Raw genomic sequence first — 15,610 nt, forward strand, 5'->3', positions numbered from 1 at the left:
GGTGTAAAGGAAGGACGCACCCTCCTGCTCCGGGTGAAACCCGCCCGACAGCGCGAGGAATTCCCAGGGGTTCCGCGCTTGTGCGGGAGTTATAACGCGGCCATGCACCTCATCGCCGCCGCGCAGATGGTGTCCACCGCCGACAAGGCGCACAACCTGGAGTCCGCCACCCGGCTCGTCCGGCGGGCCGCAGGATTGGGCGCCAGACTGGTGGGCCTCCCCGAGAACTTCTCCTGGATGGGCCCGGAGCCCGAGCGCCAGGACGCCGCCGAGGGACTCGACGGTCCGACACTGTCCCGGATGGCCAGTCTGGCCCGGGAGCTGAAAGTGACGGTGCTGGCCGGCAGCGTCCTGGAGACGGGCGCCCCGGGGGGCCGCCTCTACAACACCAGCGTCCTCTTCGGTCCCGGGGGCGAGCGGCTCGCCGTCTACCGGAAGATTCACCTGTTCGACGTGAATGTAGGAGATGGTGCCACCTACCACGAGTCCGCGGCGGTGGCGCCGGGCACGGAGGTGGTCTCCGCCGATACGGAGGTGGGACGGCTGGGGCTGTCCGTCTGCTACGACCTGCGCTTCCCCGAGCTGTACCGGCGGCTGGCGAAAGACAACGCCACCCTGCTGGCGGTCCCCGCGGCCTTCACCTTGATGACGGGAAAGGACCACTGGGAGGTGCTCCTGCGGGCGCGCGCCATTGAAAACCAGGCGTACGTGCTGGCGCCCGCCCAGGGAGGACGGCACTCCGCCAACCGGCTCACCTATGGCCATGCCATGGTGGTGGACCCGTGGGGCCTGGTCACCGCCCGCGCCTCCGAAGGCGAGGGCCTGGCATTGGCACCGGTGGACCCGGAGTTGCAAACCCGTATTCGCCGCAACCTGCCCTGCCTGGAGCACCGCCGTTTGGACTAGCGTGCGTGTGCCCGTGCCCGCCCCCTCGGGTCCACCTTCGATAGACTTCGGGTCCCCGGAACTCCACTCGTGAACGGACGACGCTGGTCACCCATGCTGCTTGTGCTCGCGCTTTCGGCCCTTCCCGCCGGCTGCACCGCCGACGAGCGCCCGTCCGCGCCCGACGCGGCGACACCGACGCCCGTGGCCACGCTCCGTGCCCACCTGCGCACCATCAAGGGGGGCGTCCAAATCAAACGCGCGGCGGCGGATGAGTGGAGCCCCGCGCGCGAAGGCCAGCCCCTCTTCGAGAACGACAAGGTCCGCACCGAGGCGGGCGCCGGCACCGACATCGTCTTCTCCGCCAACGGCAGCACGGTGCACCTGGGCGGGGACTCGCTCATCAGCATCGCGGAGACGCGCCCACGCCCCGGACAGCAGCGCACGGACCTCACCGTGCTGCGGGGCCGCATCGACGCGGAGCTGGAGAAGCCCGCGACCCAGTCCCTCTCCGTCACCACGCCGTCCGCCACCATCCAGGCGGGAAGGGAGATTGTCTTCCAATGAAGGCGGCGCTCCTGCTTCTCACATGGCTGGGCGCCGCGCCGCCGGACACCGTGGTGGTTGGCCCGAACGAGTCGCTGCGACAGGTGGCCGAGCGAACCCTGGGCGACCCGAAGGCCGCGGAGGAGCTGCAGTCGCTCAACGGGCTGTCCTCGGAGGTGGTGAGCGCGGGGACCCGGCTGAAGGTGCCCGGCCATGAGCGCGTGCTGGCGCAGAAGGCGATGGAGACCGCGCGCACGCTGCTGGCCAGCGCCAAGGATACGAACGTGCCACCCGAAGCCTCGGCGCACCTCCAGGACGCGGAGACGCACTTCCGCGGCGCCCGGTACGCCCAGGCCTCCGAGGCGGCCAACACGGCGGGGAAGCTGGTGGCGGCGGTCCGCTCGCCGCAGTCCTCCGCGTTCTCCGTGGAGGTCGGCGACAGCGGCGACAGCACCACCGTCACCGTGAAGCAGGGCCCACCGGTCCGCGTGGAAGCGGAGGGTGTCACGCAGCCCGTCGCCAAGGGTGAGGCCGTCCGCGTGGACAAGGGCCGCCCTCCCCCGGTGCCCACGCCGCTGCTGGTGGCCCCTGCGCCGGCGCAGCCGGAGAACGCCGCGAAGCTGAAGCGTCGTCCGGACGGCGACGGGCACCTGGGCCCGGTGAAGCTGACCTGGGCGGCGGTGTCCGGCGCCGAGCGATACGAAGTGGAGGTGTCGCGCGAGCAGGAGCAACGCGCCGTCTTCACGCAGACGGTCACCACCCTGGAGGCGAAGCTGCCCGTCCTCCCCGCGGGGCGCTACCGATGGACGGTGCGCGCCCAGGGGGCCGCGGGCCGGTCCGAGCCCAGCGCGCCGCGCCACTTCGAGTTGGTGCCCGAGCGGCTCAAGCTCGAGGTGAAGAAGGGGCAGTGGCAGTAACCCCCGGAGGAGCCACACCGTGCGCCTGTTCAAAGCCATCCTCCTCTTGATGCTGATCGTGGGCGTCGTCCCCACGCTGATGGTCGGCTGGCTCTCCGTCTCCCACACGCGCGAGCTGCTGGTGCGCGACGCGCAAGAGCTGGCGCAGGAGCGGGTGAAGCAGCTCCGCCTCAAGGCCGAAATCTTCCTGGGCGAGCCCACCGACGCCGTGCTGGGCCTGGCCCGCATCCCCGGCTTCTTCGGCCTGCCGCTGGAGGCGCAGCAGACGCATCTGGCCTCGGTGCTCAACCAGCGGCGTGAAGTGCTGGCGCTCACCGTGTTCGACGCGGAGGGCAAACGACTGCCGGGGCTTCAGGCCTTCTCCAAACACGACGTGCCCCCCACCGCCCTCGCCGGCCATGAGGAACGCGCGCTGGCGCTGCTCCGAGGCATCGAGGGCGTGCGTTACGCGGACGTGGTGAAGGACACCAGCGGCGGAGAGCCCGTGCTGACGCTGGCCTTCCCCGTGGGCGAGCCCGTCCGCGGATACGTCGCGGCGGACCTGTCGCTCGCGGACCTGCGGAACATGCTGGAGCAGGAGCGCGTGGGCAGCACCGGCTTCGCGTACCTGGCGGACCGGCGCGGGCACCTCGTCGCGGGAGGCGGCGGCATCGCGGACCTGGGCGAGGACGTGTCGAAGCGCGGCCCCGTGGCGCACGTGCGCCAGCAGCTCGAGGGCAAACCGGACATGGAGATGTTCCACGTCGGAAACTTCGGCGAGGGACGGGACGCGGTGGTGGCCGCGTACACGGCGCTGCCCGTGCTGGGCTGGGCCATTGTCTCCGAGCAGCCCGTGGAGCACGCCTACCGCCAGGTGGACACCATGGAGCAGCGCATCCTGCTGGGCCTGGGCGCCGCCATCCTGGTCGCCGTGGTCCTGGCCGCGCTGTTCTCCCGGAACCTCACCCGGCCGCTCAAGGGATTCATCAGCGGCGCGCTGGAGCTGGCGCACGGCAAGTTCGGCGTCGAGGTGGACATCCCGCAGAAGAACGAGCTGGGCGAGCTGGCCCAGACGTTCAACTACATGAGCAAGCAGTTGCTCGCGTATGACATGGAGAACCGCGGTCTCTACGAGAGCCTGGAGAAGGGCTACCTGGAGACCATCGTCGCGCTGGCGAACTCCATCGACTCCAAGGACGCGTACACGCGAGGCCACAGCCAGCGCGTGGGCGACGTGTCCGTGCAGATTGGCCGGGAGCTGAAGCTCACCGAGCGCGAGCTGCGGCAGCTTCAATACGGCGGCATCCTCCACGACATCGGGAAGATTGGCATCGTGGAGTCCATCCTCTGCAAGCAGACGAAGCTCACGGACCAGGAGATGGCCATCATGCGCGAGCACCCCGCCATCGGTGACGCCATCATCGGCCCCGTGAGCTTCCTGGGCGCGGTGCGCGCCTGCGTCCGCCACCACCACGAGCGCTGGGACGGCACCGGCTACCCGGACAAGCTCAAGGGCGAGGACATCCCCCTGCTGGCCCGCATCGTCGCGTGCGCGGACACCTTCGACGCCTGCACCTCCACCCGCCCGTACCAGAAGGCCATGCCGCTGGAGAAGGCGATGGAAATCCTCGACAACCTCTGCGGCGCCCAGTTGGACCCCAAGGTCGTCCAGGCCCTGAAGCAGGTGCTCGCGAAGCAGGGCGTCCGGTTGGAAGGGCACCGGTTGCCCGTGAAGCTCGCCTCCTGACGCCGGAAGGATGGTAGGGAGGACGCCGGACTGTTGAGACGCTGGAAGGTGAAACGTTGAGCTTCTGGGACCGCATCAAGCCCGCCCCCCAAGCCGTCACCGCGACGGATGCACGCCTGTCCTCGGACGGTGGCCGCCTGGACCTGACCTGGGATGATGGCGTGAAGTCGGGCGCCACCGCGCAGGTGCTGCGTCAGCAGTGCCCCTGCGCCGCCTGTGTGGACGAGTGGACGAACAAGCGGACGCTGGACCAAACCAAGGTCCCCGCCGACCTTCGCATCCAGCAGGTGCAGCCCGTGGGCAACTACGCGCTGGCCTTCAATTTCAGCGACGGCCACACCACCGGCATCTACCCCTGGAAGCTGCTGCGCGACGTCACCCAACCCGCCACCTGAACGGGTGAGGGCCACCCCGGCCTGGAGGGCCCGTGAACGAACGTTACCGGCTCGTCCGGCCGCTGGCCTCGGGAGGCATGGCGGAGCTGTTTCTCGGCGTGGCGCGCGGCGCGGAGGGCTTTGAACGCCCGGTGGCCATCAAACGCGTGTTGCCACACCTCGCGCGCGACCCCGACATCGCGCGCATGTTCCTGGCCGAGGCGCGGCTGTCCACGCTGCTGCAGCACCAGAACATCGCCACCGTCCACGACGTGGGCCAGGGCCCCGAGGGGCTCTTCCTCGTGATGGAGCTGGTGGACGGCTGGGACCTGGGCGTGTTGCTCGCCTCGGCCGCGCGTCGGGGCATTCGCTTCCCGCCGCAGTTGGCCGCGTTCATCGTCCACCAGTGCCTGGCGGGGCTTGGGCACGCGTACCGGAAGGTGCATGACGGGCGGCCGGTGATGATGGCCCACCGGGACGTCTCCCCTTCCAACATCCTCGTGTCGCGCGAGGGAGAGGTGAAGCTGACGGACTTCGGCATCGCCCGGATGGCCGGCCCCCAGCACACCGCGCCCGGCATCTTTCGCGGGAAGGAGGCCTACAGCGCGCCCGAGGTGCTGCGCGGCGAGCCCGCGACCGCCGCGAGCGACCAGTTCTCCCTGGGCATCGTGTTCCATGAGCTGCTCACCGGACAGCATCCGTTCCATGCCGAGCAGGACCCGGGCGCGGTGGCCTACGCGATTCTGACGCGACCGGTGACGCCGCCTCGGGACGTGCCCGGGCCGCTGGCGGGCGCGGTGACGCGCATGCTGGCGACAGTTCCAGCAGCGCGCTTCCACTCGCCGGAGTCACTGAGCGACGGCTTCGCGCGGTGGCTCGCGCAGTCGGGATTGCCGGCGACGTCGCAGACGCTGGCCGCGTTCATGCGCGAGCTGGGCTTGCCGCCGACACTGCGCGAGCAGGCTGAGGCGTCGGGGCTCCGCGTCGAGACGGCGTCTCCCGCGCACGCGCCCTATCGTGCCGAATTCGAGGAGGAGCCCCTCTCACTGCCGGGTGGCCCGGCCCTCAGCAGCAGTGGGCGCATGGTGCATCGGTGCCTGCGCTGCCAGCACGTCCTCGCCGCGCCGGGCGCCCCGTGCGAGCACTGCCCTCCGTCAGCGCGGAGCATCGGTACGCCAGCGTCCACGCTGCCGCGAGATACCGCTGGGGTCTCCCGCCCGACAGCGCGCGCCGCGCCGGGTCCGCACCTGGAACTCTCGCCGCAGCAGTCGCTCGCGGAGAGCGTGCCCCAGTCGTTCTCCACCGCGGGCGTGCGGAGCGTGCTCCAGACGGATGCGGACGCGCTGGAGCTCGCGGAACGTGACCTGCCTCCCGACAGCGACTGGCCCGACGACGCGGTCCGGCTCAAGCGACAACGGCGCAAGCGAGTGGTGGGCATCCTCGTCGCGCTGGGAGTGCTCGCGGGCGGCGTCTGGCTCTGGCCCCAGCGCTCCACCCTGCTCATCCAGGTGCTTTCCGCGACGGGGCTCCGCCTGACGACGCCGACGCTCACCGTCGAAAGTGAGCCTCCGGGCGCCGCCGTCTGGGTGGATGACGTGCAACTCGGGACGACTCCGCTGCGAATCGACAATCGATTCCCGGCGGGTCGTGTCTCCCTCCAGGTGCGCCTCAAGGGCTACCGCACGTGGAAGGGAACGTTCACGGGCGGAGCGCCCACGAGCCTCGAGGTGAAGCTGAAGCGGTGAGCGCGCTCCGGCACGGATGCGATGGCCCGGCCAAGAGCAGCAGGTCAGCGTGAAGCACGCGCCTCACCTCACCAAACGTCGCTGTCCCCGGCACGGATGCGATGGTCCGGCCGGGAGCAGCACGTCAGCGCGGAGCAAGCGCCTCACTTCACCAGGCGCAGGTGTCCCCGGCGCGGCGGTGATGGCTCGTCCGGTGGCCCGTCCGTGGGCGGTGGAACCTCGGCGGGGGGCTCGTCGCGCCGCTCGCCTTGCACCTCTCGGAGGAAGGTGCGTGGACGCTCCGCGACGGCGGGCGCCGGGGCCATGGGCAGCGGCTGGGCCGGACGCGACGCGGCCGTCTGCTGCAGCAGCTCCGGCGGCATGTCCTCCGGATACATCCAGAACTCCTTCGTCACGTGGCTGGCGATGGCGAACAACGCCGACCACGGCACCGCGATGGTGAATCGCGAGCCCGAGAAGCTCAGCGTGGAGCGCACGCCCCACTCCCCACCGTCAGGTCTGGTGGGTCGAAGCGGTACGAGAGATTGAGGCGCAGGTGGGCCTCCGTCTTGACGGAGGCTGGGACGAGCACGCCCGGACGTCGCGCGTCCAGGTGGATCATCACCATGCCCTGGTCGAGCGCGGCCAGCAGCCGCTCCTTCTTGTCGAGAACCTTCTTTTCGTCCATCGGTGTACGGCGAAAGAACTTCGGGCGCCCCTCTCAACGTCGGCGCATCGCCCGGTCCATCTCCCGCTTCGTCTCCCGCTCCTTGATGTCGTGGCGCCGGTCCTCGTGCGTCTTGCCCCGGCAGAGCCCCAGCTCCACCTTGGCACGCCCTTTCCTGAAGTACAGCACAAGCGGGATGATCGAATAACCCCGCTCACGCACCTTCGCCGCCCAACGGTCGATTTCTCCTCGGTGCAGCAACAACTTGCGGCTCCGGGTGGGAAGGTGGTCGAAGAAGCTCGCCGCCTTGTACGAGCCGATGTTCGCGTTGTGCAGGAACATCTCGTCCCCCTTGGGGAGCGCGTAGGAATCCGACAGATTGGCGATTCCGTCCCGCAGCGACTTCACCTCGCTTCCCGTGAGCGCCAGCCCGGCCTCAAGCTTCTCGTCGACCGTGTAGTCGAAGCGCGCACGACGGTTTTCCGCGATGACCTTCACGCCGGGCTCGCTGCCCACTCCCTTCGCCTTCCCTCCGGATGTCATACGGGTCCCGCGTTCTCCTCACCACCCAATGGCATGTTGTCGATGAGGCGCGTCGTGCCACTGAAGGCCGCGACAAGCAACCGGGCAGGCTGCCCACGCTCCACCGAGGCCAGGGGCGTCAACCGCTCCGCATCCACCAGTTCCACGTAGTCTTCCCGAAGCCCCACCGCTTCCAATTCGCGCCGAACGGCCCCAACCAGGGGGCCCGACTCCCGCGTGCCCTCGCGCACCAGCGCCTGGGCGGCCCGCAGCCCACGCGAGAGCGCCAGCGCCCGCTGCCGCTCCTCGGGGGACAAGTAGGCATTCCGGCTGCTCATCGCCAGACCATCCGCCTCGCGCACGGTGGGCATGCCGACGATGTCCGCGCCCAGGTGCAGGTCGCGGTTGAGCGCCCGGATGACCTGGAGCTGCTGGTAGTCCTTCTCGCCGAAGAGCGCGACGTCCGGACGGAAGAGGCTCAGGAGCTGGGTGACGATGGTGGCCACCCCTCGGAAGTGCCCCGGCCGCCGCGCGCCACACATCCCCTGGCTGACGTCCGTCACCTCGACGTACGTCTGATAGCCCGCCGGGTACATCACCCCCGGGCCCTCCGGCGCGAAGATGACCTGCGCGCCCGCGCTGACACACTTGGCGACGTCGCCCTCGAAGTCGCGGGGGTAGCGGGACAGGTCCTCGCGCGGCCCGAACTGCGTGGGGTTGACGAAGATGGACACGGCCACCGCGTCGGCGCGGCGACGGCCCTCGCGAATCAGCGAGAGGTGACCTTCATGCAGGAAGCCCATGGTGGGCACCAGCGCGAGCCGGTGCCCCTCCCGGCGCAGCCCCGCCGTCCAGTCCTTCACATCCGCGACGGTTTTCAGGACGGCGGGAGCCATGACTAGGCGGGTCTCCCGTAGACGGGGCCCATCTTCTCGCCGCCCTCGGCGGGCGCGGACGGCTCCACCCGGGCCGCCGGAGCCGGAGCCCCCGCCGCCAGCCGGATGTTCTTGTTCGCCTTGAAGGAGTGCTCTTCGTCCGGGAACGCGCCCTTGCGGACCTCCGCGAAGTACGCGCCCGCGGCCTCCGTAATCGAGCCGTGGAGGTTGGCGTAGCGCTTGACGAACTTGGGCTTGAAGTCCGGGTTCATCCCCAGCAGGTCGTAGCAGACGAGCACCTGACCATCACAATCCACGCCGGCGCCAATGCCGATGGTGGGGATGGACAGGCTCTGCGTCACCGTGCGGGCCAGGTCCATGGGCACGCCTTCGAGCACCAGCGCGTAGGCACCGGCCTGCTCCAGCGCCAGCGCATCATCCAGAATCTGGCGCGCCTGGTCCTCACCCCGGCCCTGCACGACATAGCCGCCCATCTTGTGGACGGACTGCGGCGTCAGCCCCAGGTGCCCCATGACGGGGATGCTGGCGCGGACGATGGCGCGCACCGTGTCCGCGAACTCGGCGCCGCCCTCCAGCTTGATGCTGCCCGCGCCGCCTTCCGCCACCAGCCGGCCCGCGTTGCGGACCGCGTCCTGCGTCGACACCTGGTAGCTCATGAAGGGCAGGTCGGCCACGACGTGCGCCCTGCGCGCGCCCCGGGCGACGGCGGCCGTGTGGTAGACCATCTGGTCCATCGTCACCGGCAGCGTGGAGTCGTGCCCCTGGATGACCATGCCCAGCGAGTCGCCCACCAGCAACACGTCCGCGCCCGCTCCTTCGAGGATGTGGGCGAACGTGGCGTCGTAGGCAGTGACCATGCAGATCTTCTGACCGATCTGCTTGAAGCGCTTCAGCGTGTGGATGGTGACCTTGTCCTTCACGGTTCACCTCCTATGGCAACGGGTGGAACGGCCTGACGTGCCCATTCGCACCTCGCCGTCCGCTGGGGATCGCCGGGAGCTCAGGGCACGCCACCGCACTCTAACGCCCCCGGGCCGGCCGTGGGGCATTGAAGGCGGGCGTCCCACCAGGAGCCTGGCTTTCAGCCCCGGCGGGATGCCTTCGGAACGTAATGCTGCGTTCCCGGCTTCGCCTTCCGGATGGTGGCGAGCAGGTCTTCCCTGTCTGCCTCGACATTCACGAAGTCGATGTCTGAGGTATCCACGACCAGGAGCGGGGTGTCCGTGTAGTGGAAGAAGAAGTTGTTGTAGGAGTGGACGAGCCCCTCCAGGTACGTGGAGTCGAACTTGCGCTCGAACTCCCGGCCGCGCTTCTTGATGCGGTGCAGGAGCACGTCCAGCCGGGCCTGCAGGTAGATGACCAGGTCGGGCTTGGCCACGCGGGGCCCGAGCGCCTCGAAGACGCGCTCGTAGAGGGCCAGCTCATGCGCGTCCAGGTTGAGGTGCGCGAAGATGCGGTCCTTGGCGAACAGGTAGTCGCTGACCGTCATCGAGCTGAACAAGTCCTGCTGGAACAGCTCCTGCTGCTGCCGGAAGCGCGAGAGCAGGAAGAAGATCTGCGTCTGGAACCCGAACTTCTGCCGGTCCGTGTAGAAGTTGGAGAGGAAGGGGTTCTCCTCCACCACCTCGAGGACGCGGCGGCCCGACAGACGTTCCGCGAGGATGTTGGAGAGGCTCGTCTTGCCCACGCCAATGGGCCCTTCCACCACGATATACCGGTAGTCCATCCGCCCGAGGCCTCCCGCCCGCGGAATGCGCGTTGAGACCGCGCGCGCGAGACTTCGCGCGAAAGCGCGGCCACGCACGCGGGCGGATAACACAACACGGCCGCTGGAATCCGGCAATTTTCCACGGCGGCGGGCGTCCCTTGACGCTCCGGGACGCATCCCCTACGGTCCGCGCGACTTCATTGGTGTGTGCGCGGGGCGTTCTCCGGACATGAGTGGCAGACAGCGGGCGAAGACAGTGGTGCGGCTGGAAGAGGCTCGCCAGAGCACGCCCACCGCCCAGCGCGCGCCCACACCTCCCGTGGAGCCGGATCCGCTCTACGGCGTGGTGCTCCTGAAGACGGCCATGGAGCTGAAGCGGCGACAGGACGGCAGCGTGGAGGACATCCTCCGCAGCGTGCTCGCCCGCATGCGCATCCCGGAGGCGGAGTTCTTCGCCTACCTGGAGCAGCAAGGCGGCCTGCTCCAGGCGCTGGGAATGCGCGCGCGCTAACGCCTAGGCCGCGGGAGGCGCCGTCACCGGCCCCAGCGCGCGCTCGATGGCCGCGAACTCCTCCACGGACAGGGTCTCCGCGCGTCGCTGCGGATCCACCCCCGCCGCCGCCATGGCCGCGAGGAGCGCCTCCTGCGTGCCCAGCGTCGGGTCCGACTTGATGGAGTTGAGCAGCGTCTTGCGCCGGTGCGAGAAGGACGCCTTCACCACGCGCGTGAAACGGGCCTCGTCGATGATGGGCGCGCGAGGTGCCTTGCGGCGCGTGAGCCGCAGCACCGCGGAGTCCACCTTCGGCGGCGGGTGGAAGCGCCACGCCTCCAGCGTGAGGACGTTCTCCGCGTCGTAGTGCATCCCGAGCAGCACCGTGAGCAGGCCATAGTCACGGTTGCCGGGCTCGGCGGCGAGCCGCTCCACCACTTCCTTCTGCAGCGTGAAGACGGCGCGCGACACGTGGGCGCGCTGCTCCAAGACGCGGAAGAGGATGGGGCTGGTGAGGTGGTACGGGAGGTTGCCCGCCACCGCGACGTCAGGCGCGCCGGCCACCTGGGCGAAGTCCACCGTGGCGGCGTTGCCGGAGACCACGCGCACGCCGGGGATGGCCTCCTTCTCCAGGACCATCACCATGTCGCGGTCCCGCTCCACGGCGGTGACGCGAGCCCCGGTGGCGGCCAGGAAGCGCGTGAGGTGTCCCAGGCCCGGGCCCAGTTCCACCACCGGCTCCTCCGCGCGGAGGGTCAACGCGTCCGCGATGGCCTCCAGGGCGTCCTCGTCTCCGAGGAAGTTCTGTCCCCAGCTGTACTTGGCGCGCAGGCCATGCCGCTTGAGGATTTCTCTTGGCGATTCCACCCGTCTGCTCCCTCTACATGCGCCAGGCCGGGTCTGCGGCGAGGCGGAAATCTCCGCGCAGGCCGCGGCGGTACGCCTCATACCCCGCCACCGCGATCATCGCCCCATTGTCCGTGCACAGTCGCACCGGGGGCAGGAACATGTTCAGCCCGCGCTCCTCGGCCCGCGCCTGACACAGCGCGCGCAACCGCGAGTTCGCCGCCACGCCGCCGCAAATCACGAGCTGCTTGTGGCCCAACCGGCGCGCGGCGGCCACCAGCTTCTTCGACAGCACGTCCGCCACGGCCTCCTGGAAGGACGCGCACAGGTCCGCCAGGGCCTGCCCCTGGGGCACGCCGTGCTTCTGCACGTGGTGCAGCACCGCCGTCTTCAGCCCGGAGAAGGACACGTCGAAGTTGTCGCCGGGCAGCGCGCGCGGGAAACGGATGGCCTCCGGGTTCCCCTGCTGCGCGAGCTGGTCGATGGGCAGACCGCCGGGGTACGGCAGTCCGAGGATGCGCGCCGTCTTGTCGTAGGCCTCGCCGGCCGCGTCGTCACGCGTGCTGCCCACCAGCCGGTACTGGCCGTACGCCTGCACCTCGTAGAGGCTCGTGTGCCCGCCCGAGACGACGAGCCCGAGGAACGGCGGCTCCGGCGCCACCTCCAACAGCCGGATGGCCAGCAGGTGGCCCTCCAGGTGGTTGGCGCCCACGAAGGGCTTGCCCGTCGCCAGGCTCAGGCCCTTGGCCACCTGCACACCCACGAGCAGCGCGCCGATGAGCCCGGGGCCGGAGGTGACGGCGATGAGGTCCACGTCGTCGAGCGTCTTGTTCGCCCGCGTCAGGGCCTCGTGGACGACGGGCAGCACCTGGACGATGTGGTTGCGGCTGGCCAGCTCCGGCACCACCCCACCCCACCGCCGGTGGATGTCCACCTGCGTGGAGACGACATCCGACAACACGCGCCGGCCGTCCTCCACGACGGCGGCGGCGGTCTCATCACACGAGGTTTCCAGTCCAAGGACGAGCAAGGCGGCTCACTTCTCGGGGCCATTGAGGGGAAGTGGGACCGCCACCCGCTCAGTTGCCCAGCCCCCTGAGCAACGTGCGGACCTCTTCGGCGGAGGACCCCGTGGGTTCCAGCAACAAGTACTGCTTGTAGGCCTCGGCTGCCTGGGAATTCTTACCCGTGAACTGCAGCGCCATGCCGAGCGAAATCCAGGCCCGGGCGTTGGTGGCCTCCTCCTTGACGACTTCCTGGAGCAGCTTGGCCGCTTCGCGGTAGGCCGCGTCGGACGTGAAGCCATTGACCAGGGCGATGCCCAGGCCCGCCTTCGCCTCCGTGTCCGACGGCTTGATGGCCAGCGCCTTGCGGAAGCCGCCCGCCGCGGAGCGGAAGCGCTGACCGACGATGGCCGCCCTCGACTGCTTGACCAGCGTGGCGAACTCCACCTCCGGGTCCACCGCGGGCGCGGTGGGCGTCTCCGGCGTCGGCGTGGCCTCGGGGGGCGTGGTCTCCGGAGGCTTGGGCGCCTCCGCGACCGCGACGCCCGAATCCGGCGTGGCGGCGGGAGGAGGCTCCGGGGGCGTCTCGGGAACCTTGGCGTTGGCTTCCGGCGGCGGCGCTTCGAGCGGCGGCGTCCCGGTGTTGGCAGGCGGCTTCGACTCCACCACGGGCGGCGGCTTCGGCGGAGGCGCCTCTGTGGAGGCACCGTTGCCTGTTCCCGCGACGACGGCCGCGACGGCACCGATGAGTACCAACGCGCCACCGATGATGAGTCCCGTGCGCTTCGGACGGGGCGCGTCGTCGCGTGCGGACGAGGACGCGCCGGCCGTGGCTTGCGCGGGCTTCGCGGAAGCAACAGGAGGATTCGAGGATGCCCCCGGCGTGGCGCCAGCAGGATGCGCGGACGCACCCGGTGCGGCGCCGGCGGAACTCGTGGATGCCCCTGGTGCGGTGCCAGCGGGATTCGCGGACGCACCCGACGCAGCGTCAACCGGGTTCGCGGATGCCCCTGGCGTCGTGCCGGCGGGACTCGGAGACGAACCCGCCACAGCGCCCGAGGGATTCGCGGATGCCCCTGGCGTCGTGCCGACGGGATTCGGAGACGAGCCCGGCGCAGCGCCCGAGGGATTCGTGGATGCGCCCGCCGTCGCGCCGACAGCGTTCGTGGATGCACCCGACCCGGTGCCAACGGAATCCGTAGATGCGCCCGACGTGGCGCCGACAGCGTTCGTGGATGCGCCCGGCGTGGCGCCCGCGGAACTCGTAGAAGCCCCCGGCGTGGCGCCAGTCGCGTTCGTCGCCCCACCCGGCGCGCCGTGAGTCGAGGAGGCACCTCCGGTCGACGCGTTCGTGGCAGCGGAGGGCGAAGGCGTAAGGGGCACAGCGGCCGGGTCGACGAGGCTGGACAGCGGCGCGCTCGGTGTGGGCGGCTCGACGGCCAGCTCGGGGACGCCGTGCCCTGGATAGGGCGGCAGCGCGAGCTGGGGCGTGGCGGGCACTTCCTCGGCAAGGGGAATGGGCTCGGCGTCGGCGTACACCGGGGCCATGGGCGGCACGGGCGGCGTCGCGTAACCGATGCCACTCACCAGCGTCACCTCGGACGACGGCGGCGCGGGCGTCGGAGGCGGAACGGGTGGGAACGGATTGGGCGCGATGGCCGCGCCACCAAAGATGGGCGCACGCGGAGATGGCGTGGGGTCGTTGAACGCCGTGCTCGCGAACGCGGACGTCGCCCGGGGCGCGCGCGGCGCATGCGACCAGGAAGAGCCCGGCCCCCACGTCGTCGGCGCGTTGATGCCCTCGGTGTCGACGCGGCTCCAGTCCAGCAGCAGGCTGCGGCGCGCGTGGTCCACGGCACGGTGCGCCGGAGGCGGCTCCACCAGGAAGGACGAGCCCTCCTGCGCGGGAGACAGCGAAGCGGGCGAGGCGTCCGTGTCCTCGCCATCATCCACGGACTCTGGACGCCGGGGCCGAGGATGGAAGACCACCACGTTCGCGGGCTGCGGCGGCGCGGCGGGCGTGGGCTCTGGCGCGGCGGCGGGCTCATCCTCCACCCCCGCGGGCGGTGCCAACACGCTCTGTGGCATCGGGCGCGGCGCGGGCTCGGGCGCGGCGGCGACGGGCTCGGGCGGCGCTTCGGGGACCGCGGCCTCGGGGACAGGCTGCGGCGGGCTCTCCGGCGCGGCGGGCGCGGGCTCCACCGCCGCGCTGGCCGGAGGCGCGGTGTTGAGCCACTGCTCGATGCCGGGCTTGCTGCTCTGCACCGGCTCCATCGGCGCGTGCCCCAGCTCGCGGATGAGGCCTTCGAAGTACAGCTTGCTGATGATGCCCAGCGCGGCCAGGTCCTCGAAGTCCGAATCCTCCACCACGCGGCTCAACGCGCGCTTGCCATCGAAGAGCCGCAGGAGGCCGTTCACCTCGTCCGGAATCTCCGACAGGCGGTCCGCGAGCTGGTGGTAGTCAATCTCGAACACCGTCTCGAGCGGCGGCAACTGCTCGAGCATGCGGCCCCACTCGTCGAGGCGGCGCATGCCCTCCATCAGCAGGCCCTGCGTGGAGATTTCGATGCGCTCGGTCCGGTCGAGCGCGCTGAACTGCACCTCGAACTGACCCTCGAAGGTGTTCAGCATCCGGTAGAAGGCGTTCTCGCCCTTGAGCCTTCCCAGCTCCGCGTCGATGACGCGTCCGTCCTTGAAGTAGACGGTGCCGGTGCGCTCGCCCTGGATGTTGATGAGGCCCGTCTTGCGGCCAATCTCGAACGTCTGCACCAGGTCCACCACGCCCATGTCGGCGAGGCTGCCGGCGAAGCCGCCCTTCGTCGTCTCCCGCTTCTCGATCCTCTCCTTCTCCGCCTTCTGGAGGATCATCTTCACGCGGGTGACGATCTCTTTGATGTAGATCGGCTTGGTCAGGTAGTCGTCACCGCCAAGCTCCAGGCCGCGCACCTTGAACTCGACCGACTTCTGACTCGTCAGGAAGACGAACGGGATGAACTTGAAGCGCTCGTCGGACTTGAGCGTCTTGCACAGCTCGAAGCCGTCCATCTCCGGCATCTTCGTGTCCGCGAGCACGAGGTCCGGTGGACTGATCTGGACCTTCTCGAGCGCATCCTTGCCGTGAATGGCCGTCGTCACGGAGAAGCCAGCCTTCTTCAGGCTGACCTCCATGACCCGGAGGCTCTTCGCGTCACCATCGACCAGGAGCAGGTGCTGCTTGGCCACGTTCCATGCCTTTCGTCACTGCAGACGGCCCAGAGAGCCTGACGCGGGAGCATCCTGCCCGCTTTCGAGGCATGTCAATGGCT

General features: G+C 69.9%; 14 protein-coding genes and 1 pseudogene. 7 read left to right on the forward strand and 8 right to left on the reverse strand.

Annotation, left to right across the window (positions count from 1 at the left end):
* The first annotated feature begins 102 nt into the window (after positions 1–102).
* The 6 genes from A176_RS23825 (at position 103) to A176_RS23850 (ending at position 6,193) form a co-directional block, all read left to right on the forward strand.
* Entirely contained in the window at positions 103–906 is an 804-nt protein-coding gene (locus A176_RS23825) for a carbon-nitrogen hydrolase family protein (protein ID WP_002640706.1), read from the forward strand.
* A 93-nt stretch (positions 907–999) separates the two neighbouring features.
* The gene (locus A176_RS23830) at positions 1,000–1,452 is read left to right on the forward strand and encodes a FecR domain-containing protein (RefSeq protein WP_002640708.1); all 453 of its coding nucleotides are present in this window, start codon (positions 1,000–1,002) and stop codon (positions 1,450–1,452) included.
* Positions 1,449–2,348, forward strand: a complete 900-nt coding sequence (locus A176_RS23835; RefSeq protein WP_002640709.1) for a fibronectin type III domain-containing protein — start codon at positions 1,449–1,451, stop codon at positions 2,346–2,348. The genes A176_RS23830 and A176_RS23835 overlap by 4 nt, the downstream gene beginning before the upstream one ends.
* A 19-nt stretch (positions 2,349–2,367) precedes the next feature.
* Entirely contained in the window at positions 2,368–4,074 is a 1,707-nt protein-coding gene (locus A176_RS23840) for an HD domain-containing phosphohydrolase (RefSeq protein WP_002640710.1), read from the forward strand.
* A 56-nt stretch (positions 4,075–4,130) separates the two neighbouring features.
* Positions 4,131–4,469 carry a DUF971 domain-containing protein gene (locus A176_RS23845; RefSeq protein ID WP_002640711.1) on the forward strand — a complete coding sequence of 113 codons (339 nt, stop codon included), beginning with the start codon at positions 4,131–4,133 and terminating at the stop codon, positions 4,467–4,469.
* A 32-nt stretch (positions 4,470–4,501) separates the two neighbouring features.
* Positions 4,502–6,193 carry a serine/threonine-protein kinase gene (locus A176_RS23850; protein WP_002640712.1) on the forward strand — a complete coding sequence of 564 codons (1,692 nt, stop codon included), beginning with the start codon at positions 4,502–4,504 and terminating at the stop codon, positions 6,191–6,193.
* A 143-nt stretch (positions 6,194–6,336) separates the two neighbouring features.
* On the opposite strand, the pseudogene A176_RS23855 reads toward A176_RS23850, so the two are convergent.
* From A176_RS23855 to A176_RS23875, 5 genes and pseudogenes are all read right to left on the reverse strand, one after another.
* Positions 6,337–6,860 (reverse strand): annotated as a pseudogene (locus A176_RS23855) (ClpXP protease specificity-enhancing factor SspB).
* Between the two features lie 33 nt (positions 6,861–6,893).
* Positions 6,894–7,382 carry an SsrA-binding protein SmpB gene (gene smpB / locus A176_RS23860; protein ID WP_044890717.1) on the reverse strand — a complete coding sequence of 163 codons (489 nt, stop codon included), beginning with the start codon at positions 7,380–7,382 and terminating at the stop codon, positions 6,894–6,896.
* Positions 7,379–8,257: a pantoate--beta-alanine ligase gene (gene panC / locus A176_RS23865; protein WP_002640715.1), complete on the reverse strand. Its 879-nt coding sequence runs from the start codon at positions 8,255–8,257 to the stop codon at positions 7,379–7,381. Before panC ends, smpB begins: the two co-directional genes overlap by 4 nt.
* A gap of 2 nt (positions 8,258–8,259) precedes the next feature.
* Positions 8,260–9,177: a 3-methyl-2-oxobutanoate hydroxymethyltransferase gene (panB, locus tag A176_RS23870; RefSeq protein WP_002640716.1), complete on the reverse strand. Its 918-nt coding sequence runs from the start codon at positions 9,175–9,177 to the stop codon at positions 8,260–8,262.
* A gap of 161 nt (positions 9,178–9,338) precedes the next feature.
* Positions 9,339–9,983 carry a deoxynucleoside kinase gene (locus tag A176_RS23875; RefSeq protein WP_002640717.1) on the reverse strand — a complete coding sequence of 215 codons (645 nt, stop codon included), beginning with the start codon at positions 9,981–9,983 and terminating at the stop codon, positions 9,339–9,341.
* Positions 9,984–10,194: 211 nt separating this feature from the next.
* On the opposite strand from A176_RS23875, the gene A176_RS23880 reads away from it, so the two are divergent.
* Positions 10,195–10,476, forward strand: a complete 282-nt coding sequence (locus A176_RS23880) for a hypothetical protein (RefSeq protein ID WP_044890716.1) — start codon at positions 10,195–10,197, stop codon at positions 10,474–10,476.
* Positions 10,477–10,479: 3 nt separating this feature from the next.
* Here A176_RS23880 and rsmA read toward each other — a convergent pair whose 3' ends face one another.
* The 3 genes from rsmA to A176_RS40145 are packed head-to-tail and all read right to left on the reverse strand — an operon-like array spanning position 10,480 to position 15,527.
* Positions 10,480–11,322: a 16S rRNA (adenine(1518)-N(6)/adenine(1519)-N(6))-dimethyltransferase RsmA gene (gene rsmA, locus A176_RS23885; RefSeq protein WP_002640719.1), complete on the reverse strand. Its 843-nt coding sequence runs from the start codon at positions 11,320–11,322 to the stop codon at positions 10,480–10,482.
* Between the two features lie 13 nt (positions 11,323–11,335).
* Positions 11,336–12,331, reverse strand: coding sequence for a tRNA (adenosine(37)-N6)-threonylcarbamoyltransferase complex transferase subunit TsaD (gene tsaD / locus A176_RS23890; protein WP_002640720.1), 996 nt, complete (start codon positions 12,329–12,331; stop codon positions 11,336–11,338).
* 49 nt (positions 12,332–12,380) lie between these two features.
* On the reverse strand, positions 12,381–15,527 hold the full coding sequence (locus tag A176_RS40145) for a response regulator (protein ID WP_002640721.1): 3,147 nt from the start codon (positions 15,525–15,527) through the stop codon (positions 12,381–12,383).
* Positions 15,528–15,610 lie beyond the last annotated feature (83 nt).

This window comes from Myxococcus hansupus, from assembly GCF_000280925.3.
GTDB lineage: Bacteria > Myxococcota > Myxococcia > Myxococcales > Myxococcaceae > Myxococcus > Myxococcus hansupus.